Consider the following 22,622-nt stretch of genomic DNA (forward strand, 5'->3'; position numbering starts at 1 on the left):
GTAGGCGGCCGGAGACTGTTGGCGTGGTCGGGGACGGCCGACGTGGTCCGGGACTGTTGGCGTGGTCCGGGACCGCTGGCGCGGCCTGGGACCGTTGGGCGTGGTCGGGGACGGCCGACGTGGTCCGGGACTGTTGGCGTGGTCGGGGAGCCGCTGGCGTGGTCCGGGATCAGCGTGGGCGGTCCGGGAGCCGCTGGGGTGGTCCGGGAGCCGCTGGGGTGGTCCGGGAGCCGTTGGCGCGGCTCGGGACCGCTGGTGCGGCCCAGGACCGCTAGTGCGGCCCGAGACCGCTGGCGTGTTCCGGGACCGTTGGTGCGGCCCGGGACCGTTGGCGTGCCCCAGCACCGCCGGTGTGGTCAGAGAAACGTCCCCGAGGGGATGTACGGCGTCGGCGGTGGCATTCCGCGCAGGCACACATAGCCGCTTGTGGACAGCTCCAGCCCGGCCTCGAGGCCCACGTCCACCGCCCACTGCTGCTCGGCCGTCAGCCCCGGGACCCGGGCCTCCGCGCCCTCCGGCAGGCACAGCAGGGCCGCTGTCAGCAGCCGTTTGGCCAGCCGCCGCGAGGTCGCGGCCAGCAGCTCGATCTCGCCGTCGTCGCTCACGTAGCAGTAGCCGCTGCCCGCCAGGTCGTCCACGACCAGCAGCCGCCGCTGGGTGAGCAGCAGTTCGTGGTCGGCGCCGTGCGCGCCGCCCCGGGTGCGGCGGTCCACCGAGTCCAGCAGGTCGCGGTGGCGGGCCACCCCCTCGTGTACCGCGCCGTCGGGCGGGGACAGCCGCTCCTTGGTCTCCGGACCGACGGTGCCGCGCAGCCGCATCGCCGGATGCAGGGCGAATCCCGCCCGCCGGTAGACGCCCGCGGCGCGCGAGTCCTCCGAGCCGCGGATGATGCCGCGCAGACAGCCCCGTCCGTACAGCAGCGCCGCGGCCAGCAACTCCCGTCCCACGCCCTGCCGCTGGGCACGGGGCAGCACGGCGAGCAGCGAAAGCCCCCAGGTGCCCTCGCGCCGTGCGGACACCGCCACGCCGAGTGGCATGCCGGTCTCGTCCAAGGCGATCCAGCAGCCGCCCGGGTCGGTGCGGGCGAGGTGCCGGTGCCGGTCGTGGACCTCGGCGACGTACCCCGGCGGCCATCCGTCCTGGCCCGCGGCGGTGGCGGCGTCCGCGAGGGCGGCGGAGTCCCCGAAGGCGGCGGCCACCACCTCCCATGCGGCCTCGGCGTCCTCGTCGGTGTCACGTAGCTGGCGGAGGATCATGCGCCCATGATGGCGCGTCGGGTGAGGGGTTGTCGGGTACGCGGAAGCGGCTTGCTCGACCGGCGAACGCGACAACGTTGTCAGTGTGGCTGTAATGATCAGTACGCCGCCAACCGGGTGCCTGTGTCAAGACCGTCCGGCACCCTTACGGCCGACGGCCCCCGTGCGGTACGGTCCCCACGGCTTGTTCGACCCGGTGATCGCGGCCCTTCCGACAAGGTAGGACCGCAATGCCCTCAAGACCCCTGGCCGCCCTGGCGGCCGCGGCCCTGACCGCGGGGCTGCTCGCCACCGCGGCCACCGCGCCCGCGTCGGCCGCCGCGCCGCCGACGCTGGTCAAGGACCCGGCGGCGTACGTCGATCCGCTGATCGGCAGCGCGGCCGGCGGCGACACCTTCCCCGGCGCCGTCGTCCCCTTCGGCATGCTGTCGTGGAGCCCGGAGAACACCCGCGGTGACGCCACCCGCACCGTCGCGCCCGGCGGTTACCACTACGACGCCACCCGTGTGCGCGGCTTCAGCCTGACCCATATGTCCGGCACCGGCTGCGCGGGCGGCGCGGGTGACATCCCCTTCTTCCCGTACGTCGGCGAGGTCACCTCCTCACCCTCCGCCGACACCAAGGACCAGGTCTACGCCGCCGACTTCAGCCACTCCGACGAGACCGCCGAACCCGGCCGCTACAAGGTCGGCCTCGCCTCCGGCGCCGGCGCGGACCTGACCGCCACCGCCCGCACCGGCTCGGCCCGCTTCACCTACCCCGCGGACAAGACCGCGTCCCTGTTGATCCGCACCTCCTCCTCCGAGGTCGGCAGCACCGACGCGGACCTCACCATCGACCCGGCGCACCGCACCGTCTCCGGCTCGGTCACCAGCGGCAACTTCTGCGGTTACCTCGATCCCGAGGGCCGCCGCAGCTACTACACGCTGCACTTCACCGCCACGTTCGACACCCCGTTCACCGCCCAGGGCACCTGGCAGGACGGCACCCTGCGGCCCGGCACGACCAGCGCCGAGGGCGGCACCGGCTATGGCAGCGACGGCCGTCCGGTCGCCGGCAAGGGCTCCGGCGGCTATCTCCAGTTCGCCCCGGGCACCCGCCAGGTGGGCGTCAAGGTCGGCATCAGCTACGTCAGCGACAAGGGCGCCCGTGCCAACCTCGCCGCCGAGAACCCGCCGCGGCGCGGCTTCGACCAGGTGCGGACCGCCGCGTACGACGCCTGGCGGCGGCAGCTGTCCGCCATCAGGGTCGGCGGCGGCGCGGACGCGGACCGCACCACCTTCTACACCGCGCTCTACCACTCCCTGCTGCACCCCAACGTCATCGGCGACACCGACGGCCGGTACCGGGGCGGCGACGGTGAGGTGCACCGGGTGAGCCGGGGCCACCGGGCCCAGTACGGCACCTTCTCCGGCTGGGACGTCTACCGCTCCCAGGTCCAGCTGCTCACCCTGCTGGAGCCGGACAAGGGCTCCGACATCGCCCAGTCCCTGCTCAACCTCGCCCAGCAGAACGGCGGCGTCTGGGACCGCTGGCTCCAGGGCGCCTCCGGGACGCATGTGATGAACGGCGATCCGTCGCCCGCCGCCCTCGCCGGCATCCGGGCCTTCGGCGGCACCCGCTTCGACCTCGACGCCGCCCTCGACTCGCTGGTCAAGGCGGCCACCGTGCCGACGGACAAGGACCTCAGCCCGGCGGGCAAGCCCATCATGTCGGTCGGCCAGCGGCCCTCCCTCGACAAGTACCTGAAGCTGCACTACATGCCGTCCGTCTCCAACGCCTGGGGCGGTGCGGCCGAGACCCTGGAGATGTCCGGCGCGGACTTCGCCCTCTCCCAGCTGGCGCGGGCCGCGGGGCGGAAGTCCACCGCCGACACCTTCGCCCGCCGCGCCCAGTGGTGGCAGAACACCTTCAACGCCGCCGCCGACCCCGCCACCGGCGGCTACATCGCCAACCGTAAGGCCGACGGCAGCTGGGTCACCGGCTTCACACCGGCCACCGGCAACGGCTTCGTCGAGGGCACCAGCGCCCAGTACACCTGGATGGTCCAGCACAACCCCGCCGGTCTGTTCGCCGCCATGGGCGGTAAGGACGCCGCGATCAAGCGGCTGGACGCCTTCTTCCACGACGCCGACGGGGGCTGGGCGCTGACGGGCGCGGGCGGTGAGAAGTCCGAGCTGGACAACGAGCCGTCGATCAACGTCCCGTATCTGTACGCGTACGCCGGGCAGCCGTACAAGACCCAGGAGACCGTGCGCGCCGCGATGCGCCAGCTGTGGACCACCGACCCCGATGGCATCCCCGGCAACGACGACCTCGGCGAGATGTCCTCGTGGTACGTCTTCTCCGCCCTCGGCATGTACCCGCAGGTGCCCTCGCGCGCCGAACTCGTCCTGGCCTCACCCCTCTTCCCCAGGGTCGAGATCGAGCGCGGCGGCCGGGACATCTCCATCCGCGCCCCGCAGGCCGCGCCCGACGCGCCGTACGTCCAGTCGCTGAAGGTGAACGGGCGGGCGAGTGACCGCCCCTGGCTGCCGGAGTCCTTCGTCCAGCACGGCGGAACGCTCGACTACACCCTGTCCGACGCCCCCGACCGCGCCTGGGGCGCGTCCGCGTCCGACGCCCCGCCCTCCTTCCGCGAGGGCGAGCAGCCGTACCAGATCGGCGTCGGGCCGACCACGGGCACACTGGCCCCGGGCGAGAGCCTGACCGTGAAGGTGGCCGCCGTCCCGGTCAGCGAGGGCGACCGCCCCGAGGTGCGCTTCACCACCGACGCGCCCGACGGCATCACCGCCTCACCCGCCTCCGGGACGGTGGGGCCGGACGGCACGGTGGAGATCTCGCTGCGCGCCGGGAAGGACACGGCCGAGGGCTTCTACGATGCGAAGGTGACGGTGACCAGCGAGGACACCGAGGTCGTCCAGCCGATCACGCTCACCGTCGCCGCCCCCGGCACCCTGCTCGCCGCGTACAACAACGTCGGCGCGACCGACGACGACGGCGAGCACGACGAGGGCGACTACGACGGCGGCGGCTGGAGCTACTCCCGGCAGGCCCTCGCCGCCGCCGGCCTCGAACCGGGTGCCAAGGCCACCGTCCAGGGCCTGGACTTCACCTGGCCCGCCTCCCCGGCCGGCCGCCCCGACAACGCCTCCGCCACCGGCCAGACCATCGACCTCCCGGCCTCCACCGCCCTGTCCTTCATCGGCAGCGCCGTCAACGGCAACCAGAAGGCCACGGCCAAGGTGACCTACACGGACGGCACCACGGACACCACGGACCTGTCCTTCACCGACTGGACGGTGGGTGGCGGCGGCGGAACGGTCCAGTACGGGAACGTGACCGTCGCCAAGACCTCGTACCGCAACATCAGTGGCGGCGACAAGGACGTGGTGGACGCGTACATCTTCGCCACGAAGGCATTCCAGGCGCCGGAGGGCAAGACCATCAAGAGCATCACCCTGCCGGACAACGCGGACCTGCACGTCTTCGCGGTGGCCCGCGGCTGATTTTCGGGACCACTCCGCACGGTTCGCCGGGCCGCCCTGCCGAGGGCGGCCCGGCGAAACCTTGACCGGGTCAACCCATAATGGCTGCCGATACGTTCGAGTGAAGCCAGCGCAATTGCCATCGGCAATTGCCGAGATGTCTTTAGCGTTCAACGCATGGTCAGTTCCTCACACGAAGCCCTCCACCGGATTTTCCAGGAGGACACCGGGGCCATCGTCCGAGCGCTCAGACAGCTCCTCGGCGTTCCGTTCCCCGAGCCGGACAAAGCGTTTCTCGTCAGCCCGGACCTCACCGAGATCGCACCGGTCGAACGACGCGTGGACACCCTGCTGCAGGTCGAGACCGAGAATGACGGCACGTATCTGTTCGCGATCGAATCCCAGAGCAGAAGAGATACCAAGAAGCCGGCGGCCTGGGCCTACTACCTCTCGTACATGCACGCGAAATTCGGCCACCAGCCGGTGTTGATCGTGCTCTGCCCGGACGAGGCTACAGCCCGCTGGGCCGCCCGCCCGGTCACGCTCGGCATCCCCCATTTCCCGTCCCTGACGGTTCACCCGCTCGTTCTGGGCCCCGGTAACGTTCCCGTCATCACTGATGCGAAAGAGGTGGCGCGGGATATCCCGATCGCCGCCTTCTCCGCGATGACACATAGTAGGGACGAAAACGTCGATGGCATACTGAAGGTGCTGGCGACCACACTCACCAGGACCCTTCACATCGACGAGGCGATCATGTACGCCGAGCTCGTCGCAGCGGGACTCGGCAACACCCCGGCACGAAAGACTTGGAGCGACCTGATGTCCGCGTTGCTGGATTTCTTCCGTTCTGACCATGCGCAGCGGGCCTTCGCCGAGGTCCGGGCTGAGGCCCACGCCGAGGCCCGAGCCGAGGCCCACGCCGAAGCTCTCCTGCGGATCCTCAAGGCTCGGGAGCTCGAGGTCACTGCCGAGACGCGTGAGCGCATCGAGTCGTGCAAGGACATGGATGTCCTCGGCACCTGGGTGGACCGGGCCGCGACCGTCTCCCGCACGGAGGAGCTGTTCGCCGAAGGCTAGCGCTGCGCGGGCCGGGAGCTGGAGGTGTCGATGAACCACTCCCGGCCCAGCAGCAGCCCGAAGAGCGGGGCCGGTAGCCGGGTCATCGTCCGCATGACGGCGCTCATGCGGCCGGTCCCGTTCAGCTGGGAGTGGTGGGCGGCCAGGGCCGCCTGCTTCTGGCGGGCGTAGCGGCGCACGTCGTAGCGGTGGGTGATGGCCGAGCGCGCGCTGAAGCGCATGCTGAGCTCGTCGGGGTCGAAGCGCAGCGGTATCCGCAGCAGCCGTACGAGCCGGACCAGGCGCTCGGCGGTGTCGCGCGGCATCGTCGCCTCCAGCACCCTCGGGGTCCCGGCCAGTTCGGCGGCCCGCCGCCCCACCTCGTGCACCTTGACGTGGTCGCGGTGGCCGTAGCCGCCGTTGGGGTCGTACCCGATCAGCATCGCCGCGTGCTCCGCGCGCAGGACCGCCGCCAGCCGCTCCGCAGCCTCCTCCGTATCCGCCCGCGCGAAGCGCGTACGGTCCGGCGGGTCCGGGTGGAGGAGCGGGCCGTGGCCGCTGTCCGCGTAGCCGAGGTGGACGACACGGTCGACCCCGAGCACGGCCGCGCTCGTACGCAGTTCCCGCATGCGGGGTGCTTCGCCGTTCGCCGGGACGGCGCCCATCAGGCCGTCCGTCGCGACCACGAGCACCACCCGGTGCCCCTCGTCGGCGAGCCGGGCGAGCGTGCCCCCGGTCAGCAGTGCCTCGTCATCGGGGTGGGCGTGGAACGCCAGGACGGTGGCCATACGGCCCATCCTGGCATTCCCGGTCGGCGCCCCGCGCGGTGGCCGCGCAGGGAGGCGCCCATCAGCCTCCCGCCCCCACCGGTCGTCGGCCGGCGGCGGCGCGGTGCCGCCCACCCCGCCGCCCGTGGTCATTGGCGCCGAAGGCGCGAGACGGCGGGGCAGACGGCCCCGCACCGTTCAACACGCGGTGTGCGGCCGCCCGGACAACAAGCCGTGTGCGGCCGCACCGCACGGCGGGCCGTGGCCGCCAAGAACTCGCGGCCACGGCCCGCACCCTTACCGCATGGCTCAGCTCAGCAGCTCCACCTCCGCCAGCGTCGCCTTGCCGTCCGCCACCAACCGGTAGTGCTCATACGTCCCGGGCGTGCGCACCGAGAAGACACGGGTCTGCTTGTCCCATGTGAAGGACTCATCCGACCTCCGGTCCAGGTCTTTCCAGTCCTTGCCGTCCCGCGAGCCCTGGAGCACCCACCCGGTCGGCGCCTTGCCGCGGTCCGACGAGGTCAGGGTGTACTGGACCGCGCGGCCCGCCTCCGTGACCGGCAGGTCCACGGACTCGAACGTCGCCTCCGTGCCGGAGGTGTTGTCCAGCAGCGCCGTGCCGCCGCTGGGCACCGTCAGGTCGTGGCGCGGTGTCGGCACCTTGTCGTCCTGGGTGATGGAGGACGGTGCCGCGTTCTTCCCCGTGCCCCACTTCGACGGCTTGGCGCCCATCGTGAACTCCAGCGTGCCGCCCTTGGCGAGGACTTCATGCGGCAGGGCGGTGGAGTTCCACGCCTTGCCGTTCACCTTCAGGCCCTGGACGTATATGTTCGTCCGGCTGTTGCGCGGGGCCTTGATGACGAGGTCGCGGCCGTTCTCCAGGTGCACCGTGGCCTTGGTGAACTGCGGCGAGCCGACCGCGTACTCCGAACCGCCCATCACCAGCGGATAGAAGCCGAGCGAGCTGAAGATGTACCAGGCGGACTGCTCGCCGTTGTCCTCGTCGCCGTGGTAGCCCTGGCCGATCTCGCTGCCGGTGTAGAGGCGGGAGAGCACCTCGCGCACCTTCTCCTGGGTCTTCCACGGCTGGCCGGCCGCGTCGTACATGTACGTCACATGGTGGGCGACCTGGTTGCTGTGGCCGTACATGCCCATGCGGACGTCCCGCGCCTCGGTCATCTCGTGGATGACGCCGCCGTAGGAGCCGACGAACTCGGGGGAGGCGGTCTCCGGGGTGGCGAAGTAGGTGTCCAGCTTCTTGGCCAGGCCCGCCCGGCCGCCGTAGAGGTTGGCCAGGCCCCGGCTGTCCTGGGGCGCGGTGAAGGCGTAGCCCCAGCCGTTGGTCTCGGTGTAGTCGTTGCCCCAGATCCGGGGGTCGTACTTATCGGAGTCGACGCGCCACTTCCCTGCCGCGTCCTTGCCCTGGAAGAAGCCCGCCTTGTCGTCGAAGAGCGAGACATACCCCTGCGCGCGGTGCAGGAAGTATTCGGACTCCTCCTTGTAGCGGGCCTTCTTCGTCTTCGCGTAGAGCGCCTCGCCCATCTTCGCGAGGCCGAAGTCGTTGAGATAGCCCTCCAGCGCCCAGGACAGGCCCTCGTGGGTCTCGGTGCTCGTGTAGCCGAGGAAGGGCGAGGTGGACATGCCCTTACGGCCGACGCCCGACGAGGGCGGCGCGGCGGTGGCGTTCTTCAGTGCCGCCTCGTACGCGGCCTCGGCGTCGAACTTCACGCCCTTCAGATACGCGTCGGCGAAGGCCACGTCGGAGCTGGTGCCGGTCATCAGATCGGCGTAGCCCGGTGAGGACCAGCGGGAGATCCAGCCGCCGTCCTTGTACTGCTGGACGAAGCCGTCGACCATCGTGCCCGCCCGCTTCGGGGTCAGCAGGGAGTAGGCCGGCCAGGTGGTGCGGTAGGTGTCCCAGAAGCCGTTGTTGACGTACACCTTGCCGTCGGCGATCTTCGCGCCGGTGTGGGTCGGGGTGTTCTCCCCGGTGGCCGGCGAGAAGGCGCTGGCGTACTGGTACCGCGGCTTCGCCGTCGTCCCGGTGTTCTCGTAGGCGGAGTTGGGATACAGGTACAGCCGGTAGAGGCTGGAGTAGAGCGTGGTGAGCTGGTCGTGGTCCGCGCCCTCGACCTCGATACGGCCCATGATGTCGTCCCAGGCGCTCTGCGCGGCCCGCTTGACCCGCTCGAACGACCTTGACGCGGGCAACTCCCGGTCGAGGTTGGCCTTCGCCTGGTCGACGCCGATGAGGGAGGTGGCCAGCCGCAGGGTGACCGTACGGTCCTTGCCCGGCTTGAAGCGGAAGTAGCCGGTGACGTCCTTGCCGCCGCCGCCCTCCAGCTTGCCGCTCGCGCTCACCGGGGCGTCGAAGACCCCGTAGACGAACATCCGGGTGGCGCCGGTGGACAGTCCGCTCTTGACGTCGGAGTAGCCGGATATGACGCCGTGCTCGGCGTCGAGGGTCAGCCCGCCGTTGTTGTTGACGTTGTCGAAGAGGACGCTCGCGTCCTCGCCCGGATAGGTGAACCGCATGACCGCGGCGTGATCGGTGGGCGCGATCTCCGCCTTGAGGCCGTTCTCGAAGGTCACCCCGTAGTAGTAGGGGCGGGCGGTCTCCTTCTCATGGCGGAAGGGCAGGGCGCGGGCGGTCCGGGAGGCGTCCGGGACATCGGCCGCGGCGGACGGCATCACCTGGAAGGTCTGCCGGTCGCCCATCCAGGGGCTGGGCTCATGGCTCGCGCTGAACGCCTGGATGGTGGGGAGGTTGTCGGCGTTGTTGGCGCGGGCGTACTGGTAGAGCCAGTCGGTGGAGCCCGCGTTGGTCACCGGAGTCCAGAAGTTGAAGCCGTTGGGGACCGCGGTGGCCGGGAAGTTGTTGCCGCGCGAGAAGCTGCCGCTGGAGTTGGTGCCGCGGGTGGTCACGGCGTAGTCGGACAGGTGCCCCAGCGGCTTCTCGGGGGCCTTGGGGGCGATCGAGACGTCGTCCACCCAGCCGCGGAACTGCGCGGCGCCCTTGGGGGAGTCGTAGGCCACGAGTATCCGGTCCACCGTCTTGCCGGCGGCGACCGACCCGATCCGCGACTCCACGTGGTTCCACTGGTTGACGTAGAGCGTCTTGCCGGCGGCCTGGCCCTGCGGGCTCATCCGGGCGCCGTGCTGGTCGACCGCGCCGGGCAGCTCGCTGAGGTAGGTGCCATCGGTGAAGGCGAGATCGACGGAGACGTGGGTGGCCGGGTAGTTGAGGTCCGTCTCGGGCATCGACGGGAAGATCTGGTAGGACAGCGAGGTGTCCCGGGTGACGACCGTGTCGACGTCGAAGACCTTGTTGTACGAGTACGCCCGGCCGTCCGGCTTGTGGGTGCCCGCGTAACGCAGGGCGTGGGTGCCGGTGAAGCCCGCGTTGGGTTTGGCGGTGGGGGAGCCGGTCGGGCCCCGGTCGATCTGGGTGCGCATGTCGGAGGGCGCGGGCGTACTGGTGTCGCCGTTCGCGAACTGCACCTCGGCGAGCTGGATGAGGTCGTCCCCGGCGTTGCGGCTGATCTCCAGCCGGAAGTGCTGGTACGCCGTGCCGTTGTCGAAGGTGAACTCCCGCGTCTGCTGGCGCGAGGAGAAGGTCTCGTCCTTACGGGTGTCCAGCGTCGTCCAGTCGGAGCCGTTGGCGGAGCCCTTGAGGGTCCAGTCCTTCGGGTCCCGGCCGGGGGCGTCGTTGGCGGAGGTGAGGGCGTAGCGGATGGCCTCGACCGGCTCGCTCAGGTCGAACTCGAGCCAGGCGGTGGTGTCGACGGCCAGCCACTTGGTGGTGACCTCGCCGTCGACCAGGTTCTCCTTGATCTCCCCGCCCGCGGTGTTCTCCCCGCTCGCCCGGACCTCGGTGACCTTGTCCGTGACGTTGCCGGGTATCCCGGCGGAGTAGCTTCCGTCCACCCCTGACGCCTTCTTCTCGCCGTCGGGGCCGGTTTCGACGGTGTTGCGCCAGTCGGGCTGGGGGTCGTCCGATTCGAAGGACGAGGCGAACGTGCGGTCGGCGTGGTGCGCGGAGGCCGGGTCGGCGGGGGCGGCGACCGCGCCGCCCTGGGCGGTCACCGCCAGCACGACGGCCGCCACCAGGGCGGCCGGCCGTCCGATCCCACGCCATCGTCTTAGTGGTTGTCTCTGTCGCATACTCAGCTACTCAGCCTCTCAACGAGTCTGACAACGTTGTCCACTGGGTCGGGCAGTGATAAGTAGGGAGGCAGGGGGAGGGTGGTGTCAAGGTTGCGGACAGCCGTCGACGCGGGTCAGCCCGGCGCAAGCACGACGAGGGCCGTACCGCGTGAAGGCGGTACGGCCCTCGTCCGAGGCGATATAGCGGACCGTCAGCCCGTCTCGTCGGACTTCGTGGCGAGCGACAGCCGGCACTTCTTCGCGGTGTGGGAGCTGTCCGCCTGAAGCCCGGTGACCTTGATGGTCTTGTCGGCGCCGCCTGCCACGGACGCGTCGGACTTCGTTCCGGTGGTCACGACCTCGTCGGAGCTGTCGACGAAGCCGACCAGCAGTGAGTAGTAGGCCGTGTCGGAGCTGGAGTTGCTGATCTCCACGTTGGCGTAGGGCTTGCCGTCCGACCCCCATCCGCACGTGCCCATCTTGGCGTCCGAGGTGACCAGGCCGGAGCCGCCGGTGGGATCGTCCGACGGCTCGTCATACGGGTCGTCGTAGGGGTCGTCGGTCGGCTCCTGGGTGGGCTCCACCGGCAGTTGGGCCATGCCCTTGCCTATCGCCGCGCCGCCCTTGCTGTCCCCGGCGGACGAGCCCCCTTTGTCGGAGCCGCACCCCGCGGTGAGGGCGAGTGTCGCGGCCACGGCCATGCCGGTGGCGAAGGTGAGCTGCTTCCGGGACACGAAGACCGCCTTTCGAGGAGCGCACGGCGGCGTGCCGCACGGACTGTCTCCCCCACGGTATGTCGGACAGGTCTCAACTCGGGAAAGACTGAAACCCGAAGACCTTTCGATCTTGCCCATATGCGGCCGAGTGGACTATACCTGTCGCCCCAGGGGGAAGGCCGCACCGCGGCCCATATCGGAGGGCCTCGGCGGGCCTCCGCACTCCCCGGCGCACACCCAGCAATACTCCGCTTGACGCTTCAACTGACCCGCGGTGTCGGGGGCCCCTCGCCGGAGGCGAGCATGTACGGGAGACCGTTACACCGCCTGAGTCCTGACGAAGGCGAGGACTTGAGCATGGGATTCTCCTCAGAGGTGGGCCGTCGTGACCTGATCAAGCGCTCGGCGGCGCTCGGATTGATCACCGTGCCGGCGATGAGTGCGCTGTCCGCCTGCGCCAGCGGCGGCGATGACGACTCCAAGAAGGTCGACAAGGGCAAGAAGAGCGCCAAGAACCCCCTGGCGGTGAACGAGAGCGCCGCGCTCGACGTGGTCATCTTCGACGGCGGCTTCGGGCAGCAGTACGCCAAGGACGCCGAGGCGGAGTACGCCGCGGCCTTCCCGAAGACCAAGGGCAAGATCAAGCACGCCGCCACCCAGAAGATCCAGACCGTGCTCCAGCCGCGCTTCAACGGCGGCACCCCGCCCGACCTCGTCGACAACTCCGGCGCCGAGCAGATGGACATGGGCACCCTGGTCGGCAAGAACCAGCTGACCGACCTCACCCCGCTGCTGGACGCCCCCTCCCTGGACGACCCGAACAAGACGGTGCGCGAGACCCTGCGCCCCGGTGTCGTGGAGATGGGCCAGTTCGACGGCAAGCCGGTGTGGATCCTCTACTACGCCTACACCGTCTACGGCGTCTGGTACTCCAAGACCAATCTCGCCAAGCTCGACGTGGAGTACCCCGAGACCTGGGACGACATGCTCAAGGTCTGCGAGAAGGCCAAGAAGAAGGGGATCGCGGGCTGGACCTACCCCGGCAAGTTCCCGTACTACCTGCCGTTCAGCCTCTACCCCTTCATCGCCAAGATCGGCGGCCGGGAGGTCCTGGACTCGATCGACAACCTGGAGCCGAACGCCTGGAAGCACCCGGCCGTCAAGGCCGCCTTCGAGGCCTACTACGAGCTCTACAAGAAGGGGTACATCCTCAAGGGCACCCCCGGCCTCTCCCACATCGAGTCCCAGACCGCGTGGAACGAGGGCAAGGCGCTGTTCATCCCCAACGGCTCCTGGGTGGAGAACGAGGCGAAGAAGACCACGCCGGACGACTTCCAGATGGCGGTGAGCGCGCCCTCCAGCCTCGACAAGAGCGACAAGCTGCCGTTCGGCACCCTCTGGGCCTCCGGCGGCGAGCCCTTCATCGTCCCGAAGTCGGCCAAGAACCCCGAGGGCGGCATGGAGCTGCTGCGGATCATGCTCGGTGAGAAGTCCACCAAGAACTTCATCAAGCAGGTCTCCTCGCTCTCCTCCCTCAACGGCGGCACCGACGGCCTCGACCTGCCGCCGGGTCTGGCGTCCGCGCAGGAGGCGCTGACCAAGGCGGGCAAGAACGTGGTCAACCCGCGGCTCCAGGACTGGTACGTGACGCTTCAGAAGCAGCAGATCGGCGTCGGCGCGCTCGGCGAGATGATGGCGGGCCGGATGACCCCCGCCGAGACGATCAAGAAGTGTCAGAAGTTCGCCGATGACACGGCGAAGGACGACGCGGTCAAGAAGTACAAGCACGTCTGATGCAGCGCAAGCACACCTGATGAGGCTTTTCACGCGTCGCCGGCGGCACCATCCGTAGCGGAAGACCGAGGTCGGTAGAAATGCAGCATGGGAAGTACCGGTTCATCGCGGGGTTCCTGGCCCTGCCGGTGATTCTTTACGCGGTCTTCGTGATCTCGCCATTCGTCCAGGCCATCTACTACTCGTTCACCGACTGGACCGGTCTGAGCTCCGACTTCGAAATGGTCGGGTTCAAGAACTACGACTGGCTGCTGCACGACGACATCTTCTGGAAAGCGGTCGGACACAATGTCCTGCTGTTGCTGGTGGTGCCGCTGGTGACGCTCGGCCTCGGACTCTTCTTCGCCTTCATGCTCAATGTGGGCGGCCGGGGCAGGAAGAACGCGGCCGTCTCCGGGGTGCGCGGGTCGAGCCTGTACAAGGTGATCTATTTCTTTCCGCAGGTGCTGTCGATCGCGATCGTCGCCCTGCTGTTCCAGTTCACCTACAACCCGCGCAACGGCGCGATCAACGCCTTCCTCGGCGGAATCGGCCTGGACGCGCTCCAGCAGCAGTGGCTGGCCGATCCGAAGCTCGCGCTGTGGTGCCTGATGGCGGTCATGGTCTGGAGCAACGTCGGCTTCTACGTCGTCCTCTTCTCCGCCGGGATGAGCTCCATCCCGAAGGACTTCTACGAGGCGGCGCTGCTGGACGGGGCCAACCGGGTCAAAACCTTCTTCAAGATCACTCTGCCGCTGCTGTGGGACACGGTCCAGACCGGCTGGATCTATATGGGCATCATCGCGCTCGACGCCTTCGCCGTGGTGCAGATCATGACCGTGGGGCCGGGCGGCCCCGCCGACTCCACCCAGGTCATGGGCTACTACGTCTACACCAAGACCTTCCACGACGGGCAGGCCGGACGGGCCACCACGATCGGCGTCGCGATGCTCATCGTCACCTTGGTCTTCGCGGTCATCGTGACCAGGCTCGGCCGGCGCGAACGGCTGGAGTACTGATGCCGAGCACACCGACCGCACCCGGCCACCACCGCCCGACCGCCGATCTGGGGGTACCACAGTGACCTCGCACGCGCAGCCCTCGGAGCTCCCGGGCGTCACCAAGGAGGACGCGGCGCCGCCCGCCGGGCCGGTCCGCAAGCAGCCGCCGGGCCCGGCCGCCGAGGGCCGGATCGGCAGCGAGGGCCGGGTCCTCAACGTCTTCTCGCACGGCATCCTGGTGATCTGGGGGCTGCTGGTCACGCTGCCGCTGCTGTGGGCGGTGATGAGCTCCCTCAAGACCGACAAGCAGATCTTCACCTCGCCCTGGGGGCTGCCCTCCGCCCTGCACTTCGACAACTGGTCCCGGGCCTGGAGCAAGTCGAACATCGGCGACTTCTTCCTCAACACGATCCTGGTGGTGGGCTGCTCCCTCATCGGCACGATGCTGCTGGGCTCGATGGCGGCGTACATCCTGGCCCGGTTCGAATTCCCGGGAAAGCGGTTCATCTATTTCATGTTCGTCGGCGGGATGAGCTTTCCGATCATCCTGGCGCTGGTGCCGCTGTTCTTCGTGATGAAGAACATGAGCCTGCTCAACACCTTCCATGGGCTCATTCTGGTCTATATCGCCTATTCGCTGCCGTTCACGGTCTTCTTCCTGACCTCGTTCTTCAAGACGCTGCCGTCGTCGGTGGCGGAGGCGGCCCTGATCGACGGGGCCTCCCACACCCGTACGTTCTTCCAGGTCATGCTGCCGATGGCGAAGCCCGGACTGATCAGCGTGGGGATCTTCAACTTTCTCGGCCAGTGGAATCAGTACATGCTGCCCACGGTCCTCAACACCGACGAGGACAAGCGTGTGCTCACCCAGGGGCTGGTGCAGCTCGCGGCCAGTCAGCAGTACAAGGGCGACTGGTCCGCGCTGTTCGCCGGTCTGGTGCTGGCGATGCTGCCGGTCCTGGCCGTCTACATCCTCTTCCAGCGGCAGGTCCAGGCGGGCCTGACCGCGGGCGCCCTCAAGTAGCGGGCGCGCTCACATAGGGGCACCGGACATCTCCCCGTGCGGCCCCGTCCTCTCCGCGTGACCCGCGCGACGGAGAGGACGGGGCCGTCGCGGCTGTGCGCTCCCCGGGGTGTTCCGCCTGGTCGGGCCGGTCGTACGCTGGCGTGGACACGGCCGGGCGGCGGGCGGGGGATATGCCGGGCGGCGGGCGGGGGATATGCCGGGCGGTGGGCGGGAGAGATGCAGTGTGCCGGGCGGAGGACATCGGGAGGGGTGTGCGAGCCGGTCCGCGGCGGTCAGGGACTTGACGTGGGACAACCGTGGCGGCTCAGCTTAGAGTTCACATGTTGGAGACACAGCCGGGCCTCACTGCTGCGGTCCGGCCTGCGGAGCGGCCGTCGTGCCGCTCGCGAAGGCGGGAGTGGATGGGCGTGGAGACTCCGGGATCGCAGTCGTCGCTGCACCGGGCCAATCTCGAGCGGGTGGTCCGTGCGGTGCGCATGGCGGGCTCGCTGACCCAGGCGGAGATCGCCCGGTCCACCGGGCTGTCCGCCGCCACCGTCTCCAACATCGTGCGTGAGCTCAAGGACGGCGGGACGGTCGAGGTCACCCCCACCTCGGCGGGCGGCCGCCGGGCGCGCAGCGTCTCGCTCAGCGGGGACGCGGGCATCGTCGTCGGCGTGGACTTCGGCCATACGCATCTGCGCGTCGCCATCGGCAACCTCGCCCATCAGGTGCTGGCCGAGGAGGCCGAGCCGCTGGATGTGGACGCCTCCTCCTCGCAGGGGCTGGACCGGGCGGAGCAGCTGGTCAGCAGGCTGATCACGGCCAGCGGCCTGAGCCAGGACAAGGTGGTCGGCGTCGGTCTGGGCGTGCCCGCCCCGATCGATGTGGAGACCGGCACGCTGGGCTCGACCGCGATCCTGCCGGGCTGGGCGGGCACCAACCCGCGCGACGACCTGGCCCAGCGGCTCGGGGTGCCGGTGCACGTGGACAACGACGCCAACCTCGGCGCCCTCGGCGAGCTGGTCTGGGGCTCCGGGCGCGGGGTCGGCGACCTCGCGTACATCAAGGTCGCCGACGGTGTCGGCGCCGGGCTGGTGATCAGCGGGAAGATCTACCGCGGCCCCGGCGGCACGGCGGGCGAGATCGGCCACATCACCCTCGACGAGTCGGGGCCGGTGTGCCGCTGCGGCAACCGCGGTTGTCTGGAGACCTTCACCGCGGCCCGGTATGTGCTGCCGCTGCTGCATTCCAGCCATGGCGCGGACCTGACCGTGGAGCGCATGGTGCAGCTGGCCCGCGAGGGCGATCCGGGCTGCCGGCGGGTGATCGCGGACGTCGGCCGGCACATCGGCAGCGGGGTGGCCAACCTCTGCAATCTGATCAACCCCAGCCGGATGGTGCTGGGCGGTCATCTCGCCGAGGCGGGGGAGCTGGTGCTGGGCCCGATCCGGGAGTCGGTCGCGCGATACGCGATCCCCAGCGCGGCCCAGCAGCTGTCGGTGATGCCCGGGGCGCTCGGCGGCCGGGCCGAGGTGCTGGGCGCACTCGCGCTGGTGCTCAGCGAGATGGGGGATTCGACGCTGCTGGACGGGGCGCTCTCGGCGGGGACTCCGGCCCTCACCTGACCGCCGGGGGACCGCGGCTGGTGGCTCAGGTCTTGCCTGAACGCCTTTGTCCGGTCACGCTCCGTCTATCCGGCCTGTACGACTGCGTTCACTCAGATAACGAATGGCACCGTTGCCATCTCGTTAAGGATTTACTTCTTGACGCCATGTTGGCGGCCGAGTTGACTTCGAGCCACCTCGGCCGCAATGACGCGGCCTCGTCAGGGAGGTCACCCCCAATGAACGCAACGATGCGTCGCGTCGCCCTCGCCGCTTCTGTCGTCTCCATGACTGTCGCCCTCGCCGCATGTGGTTCGGCGAAGGAGGCCGGCGACAAGAAGTCGGATGAGAAGAAGAAGACCGGTCCGCTCACCATCGGGCTGCTACTGCCCGAGGACCAGACGGCGAGATACGAGAATTTCGACCGGCCTTTCGTCACCGAGAAGGTCAAGGCGATCTGTGCGGACTGCAAGATCGTTTACGTCAACGCCAAGTCGGACCCCTCGCTCCAGCAGCAGCAGGTCGACTCGATGATCACCAAGAAGGTTGACGCGATCATCCTCGACTCGGTGGACTCCAAGTCGATCGCCAGCTCGGTCCGGAAGGCCGACGAGGCCGGTATCCCGGTGGTCGCCTACGACCGGCTCGCCGAGGGCCCGGTCTCCGCCTACACCTCGTTCGACAACGAGACGGTCGGCAAGGTCCAGGGCCAGGCGCTGCTCAAGGCGCTGGGCAGCAAGGCCAAGAGCGGCAAGATCGTCATGCTCAACGGCTGGGAGGCCGACCCCAACGCCGCCATGTTCAAGAAGGGCGCCCTCTCCGTGCTGAAGGGCAAGGTGAACATCGGCAAGTCCTACGACGTGGACCGCTGGCTGGCGGACAAGGCCAACGAGGCCATGACGGGCGCCATTTCCTCGCTCGGCAAGGACAACATCGTCGGCGTCTACTCGGCCAACGACAGCATGGCGGGCGGCGCGATCACCGCGCTCAAGAGCGGCGGCGTCGACCCGCTGCCCCCGGTCACCGGCCAGGACGCCGAAATCGAGGGCGTGCGCCGGGTGATCTCCGGTGAGCAGTACATGAGCGTCTACAAGTCCTACCTGGACGAGGCCACCGCCGCCGCGGAGATGGCCGTCGCGCTCGGCCGCGGGGAGAAGGTCAACGAGTCCAACACGGTCGACAGCCCGACCACCAAGGACATTCCGGCGACGCTGATCACCCCGGTCTCGCTGACCAAGGAGAACATCAAGGACACCGTCATCAAGGACGGGATCTACAAGGTCGACCAGATCTGCACCGCCAAGTACAAGGCGGCGTGCGAAGAGGCCGGTCTCCTGAAGTAGCGGCGCGGGGCCGCCCGTAACCCCCGTGGCCGGCCCGCCCGCCCCCCCCCGATACCCCCCATCCGAGGGGAGAGTGCGCTCTCCCCTCCGTCACACAGCAGGGATCTCCCTGCCCGGAACGGAGATGGCCATCGTGCCGAACGGACCCGTGTTGGCGTTGCGCGGGATCTCCAAGCGGTTCGGCGCCGTCCAGGCGCTCACCGACATCCATCTGGAGGTCCACGCCGGTGAAGTCGTCGCCCTGGTGGGCGACAACGGCGCCGGCAAGTCGACCCTCGTCAAGACCATCGCCGGAGTCGGCCCCGCCGACGAGGGCGTTCTCGAGTGGCAGGGCAAGCCCGTCCAGGTCACCCGGCCGCATGACGCCCAGGAGCTGGGCATCGCGACCGTCTACCAGGACCTCGCCCTCTGCGACAACATCGACGTCGTCGGCAACCTCTTCCTCGGCCGCGAGATCCTGCGCGCCGGGGTGCTCGACGAGGTCGAAATGGAGCGGCGCTCCCGTGAGTTGCTCCAGACCCTGTCGATCCGCATCCCCAGCGTGCGGATTCCGATCGCCTCGCTCTCGGGCGGCCAGCGGCAGACCGTCGCCATCGCCCGTTCGATGCTCGGCGAGCCCAAGCTGGTGATCCTGGACGAACCGACCGCCGCCCTCGGCGTCGAGCAGACCGCGCAGGTCCTGGACCTGGTCGAGCGGCTGCGCGACCGCGGCCTCGCCGTCATCCTCATCAGCCACAACATGGCCGACGTCAAGGCCGTCGCGGACCGGGTCGCGGTGCTGCGGCTGGGCCGCAACAACGGCACCTTCGATGTGCAGAGCACCTCTCAGGAAGAGATCATTTCCGCCATCACCGGCGCCACGGACAACGCCGTGACCCGCCGTAAGGCGCGTACCGGGGAGGTCGCCAAGTGACCACCAATGTCCACAAGGCCAACGGCGGCCCGTCGAACGGCGGCAACAAGGGCGGCGGCAAGAATGGCAAGGGCGACAACAAGGCGAGCGTCCCGGCCGACGCCAACCCCGTCGCCAAGGAGGCGGTCACCGTCGTCGACCCCCGGCTGCTGGTCCGCCAGGAGGGGTTCAAGGGCTATCTGACGGAGTTCGGCCGCAAGATGCGCAGCGGTGATCTGGGCGCGGTCCCGGTCATCGTCGGCATCGCCATCATCTGGGCGGTCTTCCAGTGGAAGGACAGCGCCTTCCTCTCGCCCAAGAACCTCTCCGACCTGTCCATCCTGCTCGGCGGCACCGGCATGATCTCGGTCGGCATCGTCTTCGTGCTGCTGCTCGGTGAGATCGACCTGTCCGTCGGTTCGGTCAGCGGTCTGGCCGCGGCCACCCTGGCGGTGCTCAACGTCAACCACGGGGTGCCCGAGGGGATCGCGGTGATCGCCGCGCTCGCCAGCGGCGCGGCCCTCGGCGCGGTGCACGGCTTCTTCTTCGCCAAGATCGGTGTCCCCGCCTTCGTCGTGACCCTGGCCGGTCTGCTGGCCTGGAACGGTCTGATGCTCCAGGTGCTCGGCACCACCGGCACCATCAGCATCGACGACGACAGCTTCGTGCGTACGCTCACCGCGCATTACTTCAGCCAGCTCATCGCGGCGTACGGGGCGGCCACGGTCGCCACGGCGGGCTTCTTCCTCGCCCAGTTCCTGGACAGCAGGCGCCGTAAGGCGGTCGGCATACCCTCGCGGCCGCTGAGCGAGATCCTGGTGCGGACGGCCGTGCTCGCCGTGATCGTCTTCGCCGCGGCGTGGCGGCTCAACGAGTACAAGGGGCTGCCGCTCGGCCTGGTGATCTTCGTGGCGGTCCTCGTGATCCTCGACTTCGTGGTCCGCCGCACCTCCTACGGGCGCAAGGTGATCGCCCTGGGCGGCAGCGTCGAGGCCGCCCGCCGTGCGGGTATCAACGTGGTCGCCATCCGGATCTCGGTGTACTCGCTGGCCGGGCTGATGGCCGCGTGCGGCGGACTCATGATCGCCTCCCGGGTCGGCTCCGCCAGCCAGCAGGCCGGCACCGGCAACCTGCTGATGGAGGCCATCGCGGCCGCGGTCATCGGCGGCACCAGCCTCTTCGGCGGCCGCGGCTCGGTCTGGTCGGCGCTGCTCGGCATGCTGGTCATCGGCTCCATCTCGTCCGGGATGAACCTGCTGGGCGTCGCGAACTCCGTCCAGTACATGATCACCGGCGGTGTGCTGCTGGCCGCCGTCGTCATCGACTCGGTGTCGCGGAGGACACAGCGTTCCGCGGGTCGCGGTTAGCCCCGATGTCCGGCCGGCTGCCCGGTGCCTCCCCGGAGGCGCCGGGCAGCCGTGTGTACAGGCGCCGCAGGGCTTCCGGGTGCTCCGGTCTTCCGGCCGGTGGACGGAACATTAGACTCGGGCGGACGGCAAGGTTCCATGGAGACGCTCGAAGCAAGGAGGCACGGGTGCTGCTGACCCGCATCACGGGACCGCGCGATCTGGACCGGCTCGCTCCGGAGGAGCTGGACCAGCTGGCCGCGGAGATCCGCACCTTTCTCGTCGACGCCGTCTCCAAGACCGGTGGTCATCTCGGCCCCAATCTCGGCGTGGTGGAGCTGACCATCGCCCTGCACCGGGTCTTCGACTCGCCCCGGGACAAGGTGCTGCTGGACACCGGGCACCAGAGCTATGTGCACAAGCTGCTCACCGGCCGGCAGGACTTCTCCAAGCTCAAGAGCAAGGGCGGTTTGTCCGGTTATCCCTCGCGGGCCGAGTCCGAGCACGACGTCATCGAGAACAGCCACGCCTCGACCGTCCTGGGCTGGGCCGAGGGCATCGCCAAGGCCAATGAGCTGCTGGGCAAGCAGGACCATGTGGTCGCCGTGATCGGTGACGGCGCGCTGACCGGCGGTATGGCCTGGGAGGCGCTCAACAACATCGCCGCCGCCAAGAACCGTCCGCTGGTCATCGTGGTCAACGACAATGAGCGCTCCTACGGCCCGACCATCGGCGGCCTCGCGAACCACCTCGCCACCCTCCGTACCACCGACGGCTATGAGCGCTTCCTGGCCCGCGGCAAGGACCTGCTGGAGCGCACCCCGGTCGTCGGCAGGCCGCTGTACGAGACCCTGCACGGCGCCAAGAAGGGGCTGAAGGACTTCATCACCCCACAGGGCATGTTCGAGGACCTCGGGCTGAAGTACGTCGGCCCGATCGACGGCCACGACATCGAGGCGCTGGAGTCGGCGCTGCACCGGGCGAAGCGTTTCGGCGGCCCGGTCATCGTGCACTGCCTCACCGAGAAGGGCCGCGGCTACCAGCCCGCCCTTCAGGACGAGGCGGACCGCTTCCACGCCGTCGGCAAGATCCACCCGGACACCGGACTGCCGATCTCGGCCGGCGGTGCCGACTGGACCTCGGTCTTCGGCGAGGAGATGGTCAAGCTCGGCGAGGAGCGCGAGGACATCGTCGCGATCACGGCGGCCATGCTGCACCCGGTCGGGCTCACCGAGTTCGCCAAGCGCTTCCCGGACCGGGTCTACGACGTGGGCATCGCCGAGCAGCACGCGGCGGTCTCCGCGGCCGGGCTCGCCACCGGCGGACTCCACCCGGTCTTCGCCGTCTACGCCACCTTCCTCAACCGCGCCTTCGACCAGGTCCTGATGGATGTGGCCCTGCACAAGTGCGGGGTGACGTTCGTCCTGGACCGCGCCGGTATCACCGGTACCGACGGGGCCTCGCACAACGGCATGTGGGACATGTCGCTCCTCCAGGTCGTCCCGGGCCTGCGGATCGCCGCCCCGCGCGACGCCGACCAGGTCCGCGCCCAGCTGCGCGAGGCCGTGGAGGTGGCGGACGCGCCGACCGTGGTGCGCTACTCCAAGGGCGCGGTGGGCCCGGCGGTCGCGGCCGTCGGCAGGATCGGCGGTATGGACGTGCTGCGGGAGCCCGCGGCGGCCGACCGGGACCGGCCCGATGTGCTGCTGGTGTCGGTGGGCGCGCTGGCCCCGATGTGCCTGGAGGTCGCCGAGCTTCTCGACAAACAGGGCATTTCCACTACGGTGGTCGACCCGCGCTGGGTCAAGCCGGTCGACGAGGAGCTGCCCGCCCTCGCCGAGCGCCACCGCGTCGTCGTCACCGTCGAGGACAACAGCCGGGTCGGCGGAGTGGGCTCCGCCATCGCCCAGGCGCTGCGCGACTCGGGCGTCGACATGCCGGTGCGCGACTTCGGCATCCCGCCGCGCTTCCTCGACCATGCCTCCCGTAAGGAGATCATGGCGGAGATCGGGCTGACCGCGCCGGACATCGCCCGGCAGGTCACCGGGCTGGTCTCGCGGATCGGCGGGCGCTACGGGAACGAGTCCGCGGGCGCGGGCTCCCAGGGCGCCGGTGTGACCCGGTCGACGACGGCCGAGCCGGTGCGCGACTGAGCCACCGGGCCACCGCCCCCGCCCCCGCCCCACAACGCCTTCCCCGCTGGGCCGGCCGGAGCGTTT

The 22,622-nt window shown here is 69.5% G+C and carries 14 protein-coding genes; 10 read left to right on the forward strand and 4 right to left on the reverse strand.

Annotated elements, in window-relative coordinates:
- Positions 1 to 356: 356 nt before the first annotated feature.
- Positions 357 to 1,256 (reverse strand): GNAT family N-acetyltransferase, encoded by a 900-nt coding sequence (locus tag N6H00_RS29785; RefSeq protein WP_268974915.1) that lies wholly within the window; start codon positions 1,254 to 1,256, stop codon positions 357 to 359.
- A 230-nt stretch (positions 1,257 to 1,486) separates the two neighbouring features.
- Between N6H00_RS29785 and N6H00_RS29790 the strand changes: the two genes are divergently transcribed.
- A complete protein-coding gene (locus N6H00_RS29790) occupies positions 1,487 to 4,765 on the forward strand; it encodes a GH92 family glycosyl hydrolase (protein ID WP_268974916.1) in 3,279 nt (1,092 codons plus the stop codon).
- 156 nt (positions 4,766 to 4,921) lie between these two features.
- Entirely contained in the window at positions 4,922 to 5,824 is a 903-nt protein-coding gene (locus N6H00_RS29795; protein ID WP_268974917.1) for a hypothetical protein, read from the forward strand.
- Here the strand turns inward: N6H00_RS29795 and N6H00_RS29800 are convergent.
- The 3 genes from N6H00_RS29800 to N6H00_RS29810 all read right to left on the reverse strand — a co-directional run bounded on the left by N6H00_RS29800 (position 5,821) and on the right by N6H00_RS29810 (position 11,453).
- Positions 5,821 to 6,591 (reverse strand): PIG-L deacetylase family protein, encoded by a 771-nt coding sequence (locus tag N6H00_RS29800; protein WP_268974918.1) that lies wholly within the window; start codon positions 6,589 to 6,591, stop codon positions 5,821 to 5,823. The two genes, N6H00_RS29795 and N6H00_RS29800, sit on opposite strands and share 4 nt — an antisense overlap.
- A gap of 288 nt (positions 6,592 to 6,879) precedes the next feature.
- Positions 6,880 to 10,737 (reverse strand): GH92 family glycosyl hydrolase, encoded by a 3,858-nt coding sequence (locus N6H00_RS29805; protein WP_268974919.1) that lies wholly within the window; start codon positions 10,735 to 10,737, stop codon positions 6,880 to 6,882.
- A gap of 194 nt (positions 10,738 to 10,931) precedes the next feature.
- Positions 10,932 to 11,453: a hypothetical protein gene (locus tag N6H00_RS29810; RefSeq protein WP_268974920.1), complete on the reverse strand. Its 522-nt coding sequence runs from the start codon at positions 11,451 to 11,453 to the stop codon at positions 10,932 to 10,934.
- A gap of 339 nt (positions 11,454 to 11,792) precedes the next feature.
- Between N6H00_RS29810 and ngcE the strand changes: the two genes are divergently transcribed.
- The 8 genes from ngcE to dxs all read left to right on the forward strand — a co-directional run bounded on the left by ngcE (position 11,793) and on the right by dxs (position 22,556).
- Positions 11,793 to 13,229 (forward strand): N-acetylglucosamine/diacetylchitobiose ABC transporter substrate-binding protein, encoded by a 1,437-nt coding sequence (gene ngcE / locus N6H00_RS29815; protein ID WP_268974921.1) that lies wholly within the window; start codon positions 11,793 to 11,795, stop codon positions 13,227 to 13,229.
- An 80-nt stretch (positions 13,230 to 13,309) separates the two neighbouring features.
- Positions 13,310 to 14,227: a carbohydrate ABC transporter permease gene (locus N6H00_RS29820; RefSeq protein ID WP_268974922.1), complete on the forward strand. Its 918-nt coding sequence runs from the start codon at positions 13,310 to 13,312 to the stop codon at positions 14,225 to 14,227.
- Between the two features lie 61 nt (positions 14,228 to 14,288).
- On the forward strand, positions 14,289 to 15,233 hold the full coding sequence (locus N6H00_RS29825; protein ID WP_443073079.1) for a carbohydrate ABC transporter permease: 945 nt from the start codon (positions 14,289 to 14,291) through the stop codon (positions 15,231 to 15,233).
- A 410-nt stretch (positions 15,234 to 15,643) separates the two neighbouring features.
- A complete protein-coding gene (locus N6H00_RS29830) occupies positions 15,644 to 16,843 on the forward strand; it encodes an ROK family transcriptional regulator (protein WP_268977156.1) in 1,200 nt (399 codons plus the stop codon).
- A 218-nt stretch (positions 16,844 to 17,061) separates the two neighbouring features.
- Positions 17,062 to 18,165 (forward strand): substrate-binding domain-containing protein, encoded by a 1,104-nt coding sequence (locus N6H00_RS29835; RefSeq protein ID WP_268974923.1) that lies wholly within the window; start codon positions 17,062 to 17,064, stop codon positions 18,163 to 18,165.
- Between the two features lie 124 nt (positions 18,166 to 18,289).
- The gene (locus N6H00_RS29840) at positions 18,290 to 19,078 is read left to right on the forward strand and encodes an ATP-binding cassette domain-containing protein (RefSeq protein ID WP_268974924.1); all 789 of its coding nucleotides are present in this window, start codon (positions 18,290 to 18,292) and stop codon (positions 19,076 to 19,078) included.
- On the forward strand, positions 19,075 to 20,424 hold the full coding sequence (locus N6H00_RS29845; protein WP_268974925.1) for a sugar ABC transporter permease: 1,350 nt from the start codon (positions 19,075 to 19,077) through the stop codon (positions 20,422 to 20,424). Before N6H00_RS29840 ends, N6H00_RS29845 begins: the two co-directional genes overlap by 4 nt.
- Before the next feature lie 167 nt (positions 20,425 to 20,591).
- A complete protein-coding gene (gene dxs / locus N6H00_RS29850) occupies positions 20,592 to 22,556 on the forward strand; it encodes a 1-deoxy-D-xylulose-5-phosphate synthase (protein ID WP_268974926.1) in 1,965 nt (654 codons plus the stop codon).
- Positions 22,557 to 22,622: the final 66 nt, after the last annotated feature.

Source organism: Streptomyces sp. S465 (genome assembly GCF_026898115.1).
GTDB classification, from domain to species: Bacteria; Actinomycetota; Actinomycetes; order Streptomycetales; family Streptomycetaceae; genus Streptomyces; species Streptomyces luomodiensis.

Coding starts and splice junctions, on each gene's coding strand:
- N6H00_RS29785 (WP_268974915.1), bottom strand. CDS start 1,256: ATGATCCTCCGCCAGCTACGTGACACCGACGAGGACGCCGAGGCCGCA.
- N6H00_RS29790 (WP_268974916.1), top strand. CDS start 1,487: ATGCCCTCAAGACCCCTGGCCGCCCTGGCGGCCGCGGCCCTGACCGCG.
- N6H00_RS29795 (WP_268974917.1), top strand. CDS start 4,922: ATGGTCAGTTCCTCACACGAAGCCCTCCACCGGATTTTCCAGGAGGAC.
- N6H00_RS29800 (WP_268974918.1), bottom strand. CDS start 6,591: ATGGCCACCGTCCTGGCGTTCCACGCCCACCCCGATGACGAGGCACTG.
- N6H00_RS29805 (WP_268974919.1), bottom strand. CDS start 10,737: ATGCGACAGAGACAACCACTAAGACGATGGCGTGGGATCGGACGGCCG.
- ngcE (WP_268974921.1), top strand. CDS start 11,793: ATGGGATTCTCCTCAGAGGTGGGCCGTCGTGACCTGATCAAGCGCTCG.
- N6H00_RS29820 (WP_268974922.1), top strand. CDS start 13,310: ATGCAGCATGGGAAGTACCGGTTCATCGCGGGGTTCCTGGCCCTGCCG.
- N6H00_RS29835 (WP_268974923.1), top strand. CDS start 17,062: ATGAACGCAACGATGCGTCGCGTCGCCCTCGCCGCTTCTGTCGTCTCC.
- N6H00_RS29840 (WP_268974924.1), top strand. CDS start 18,290: ATGGCCATCGTGCCGAACGGACCCGTGTTGGCGTTGCGCGGGATCTCC.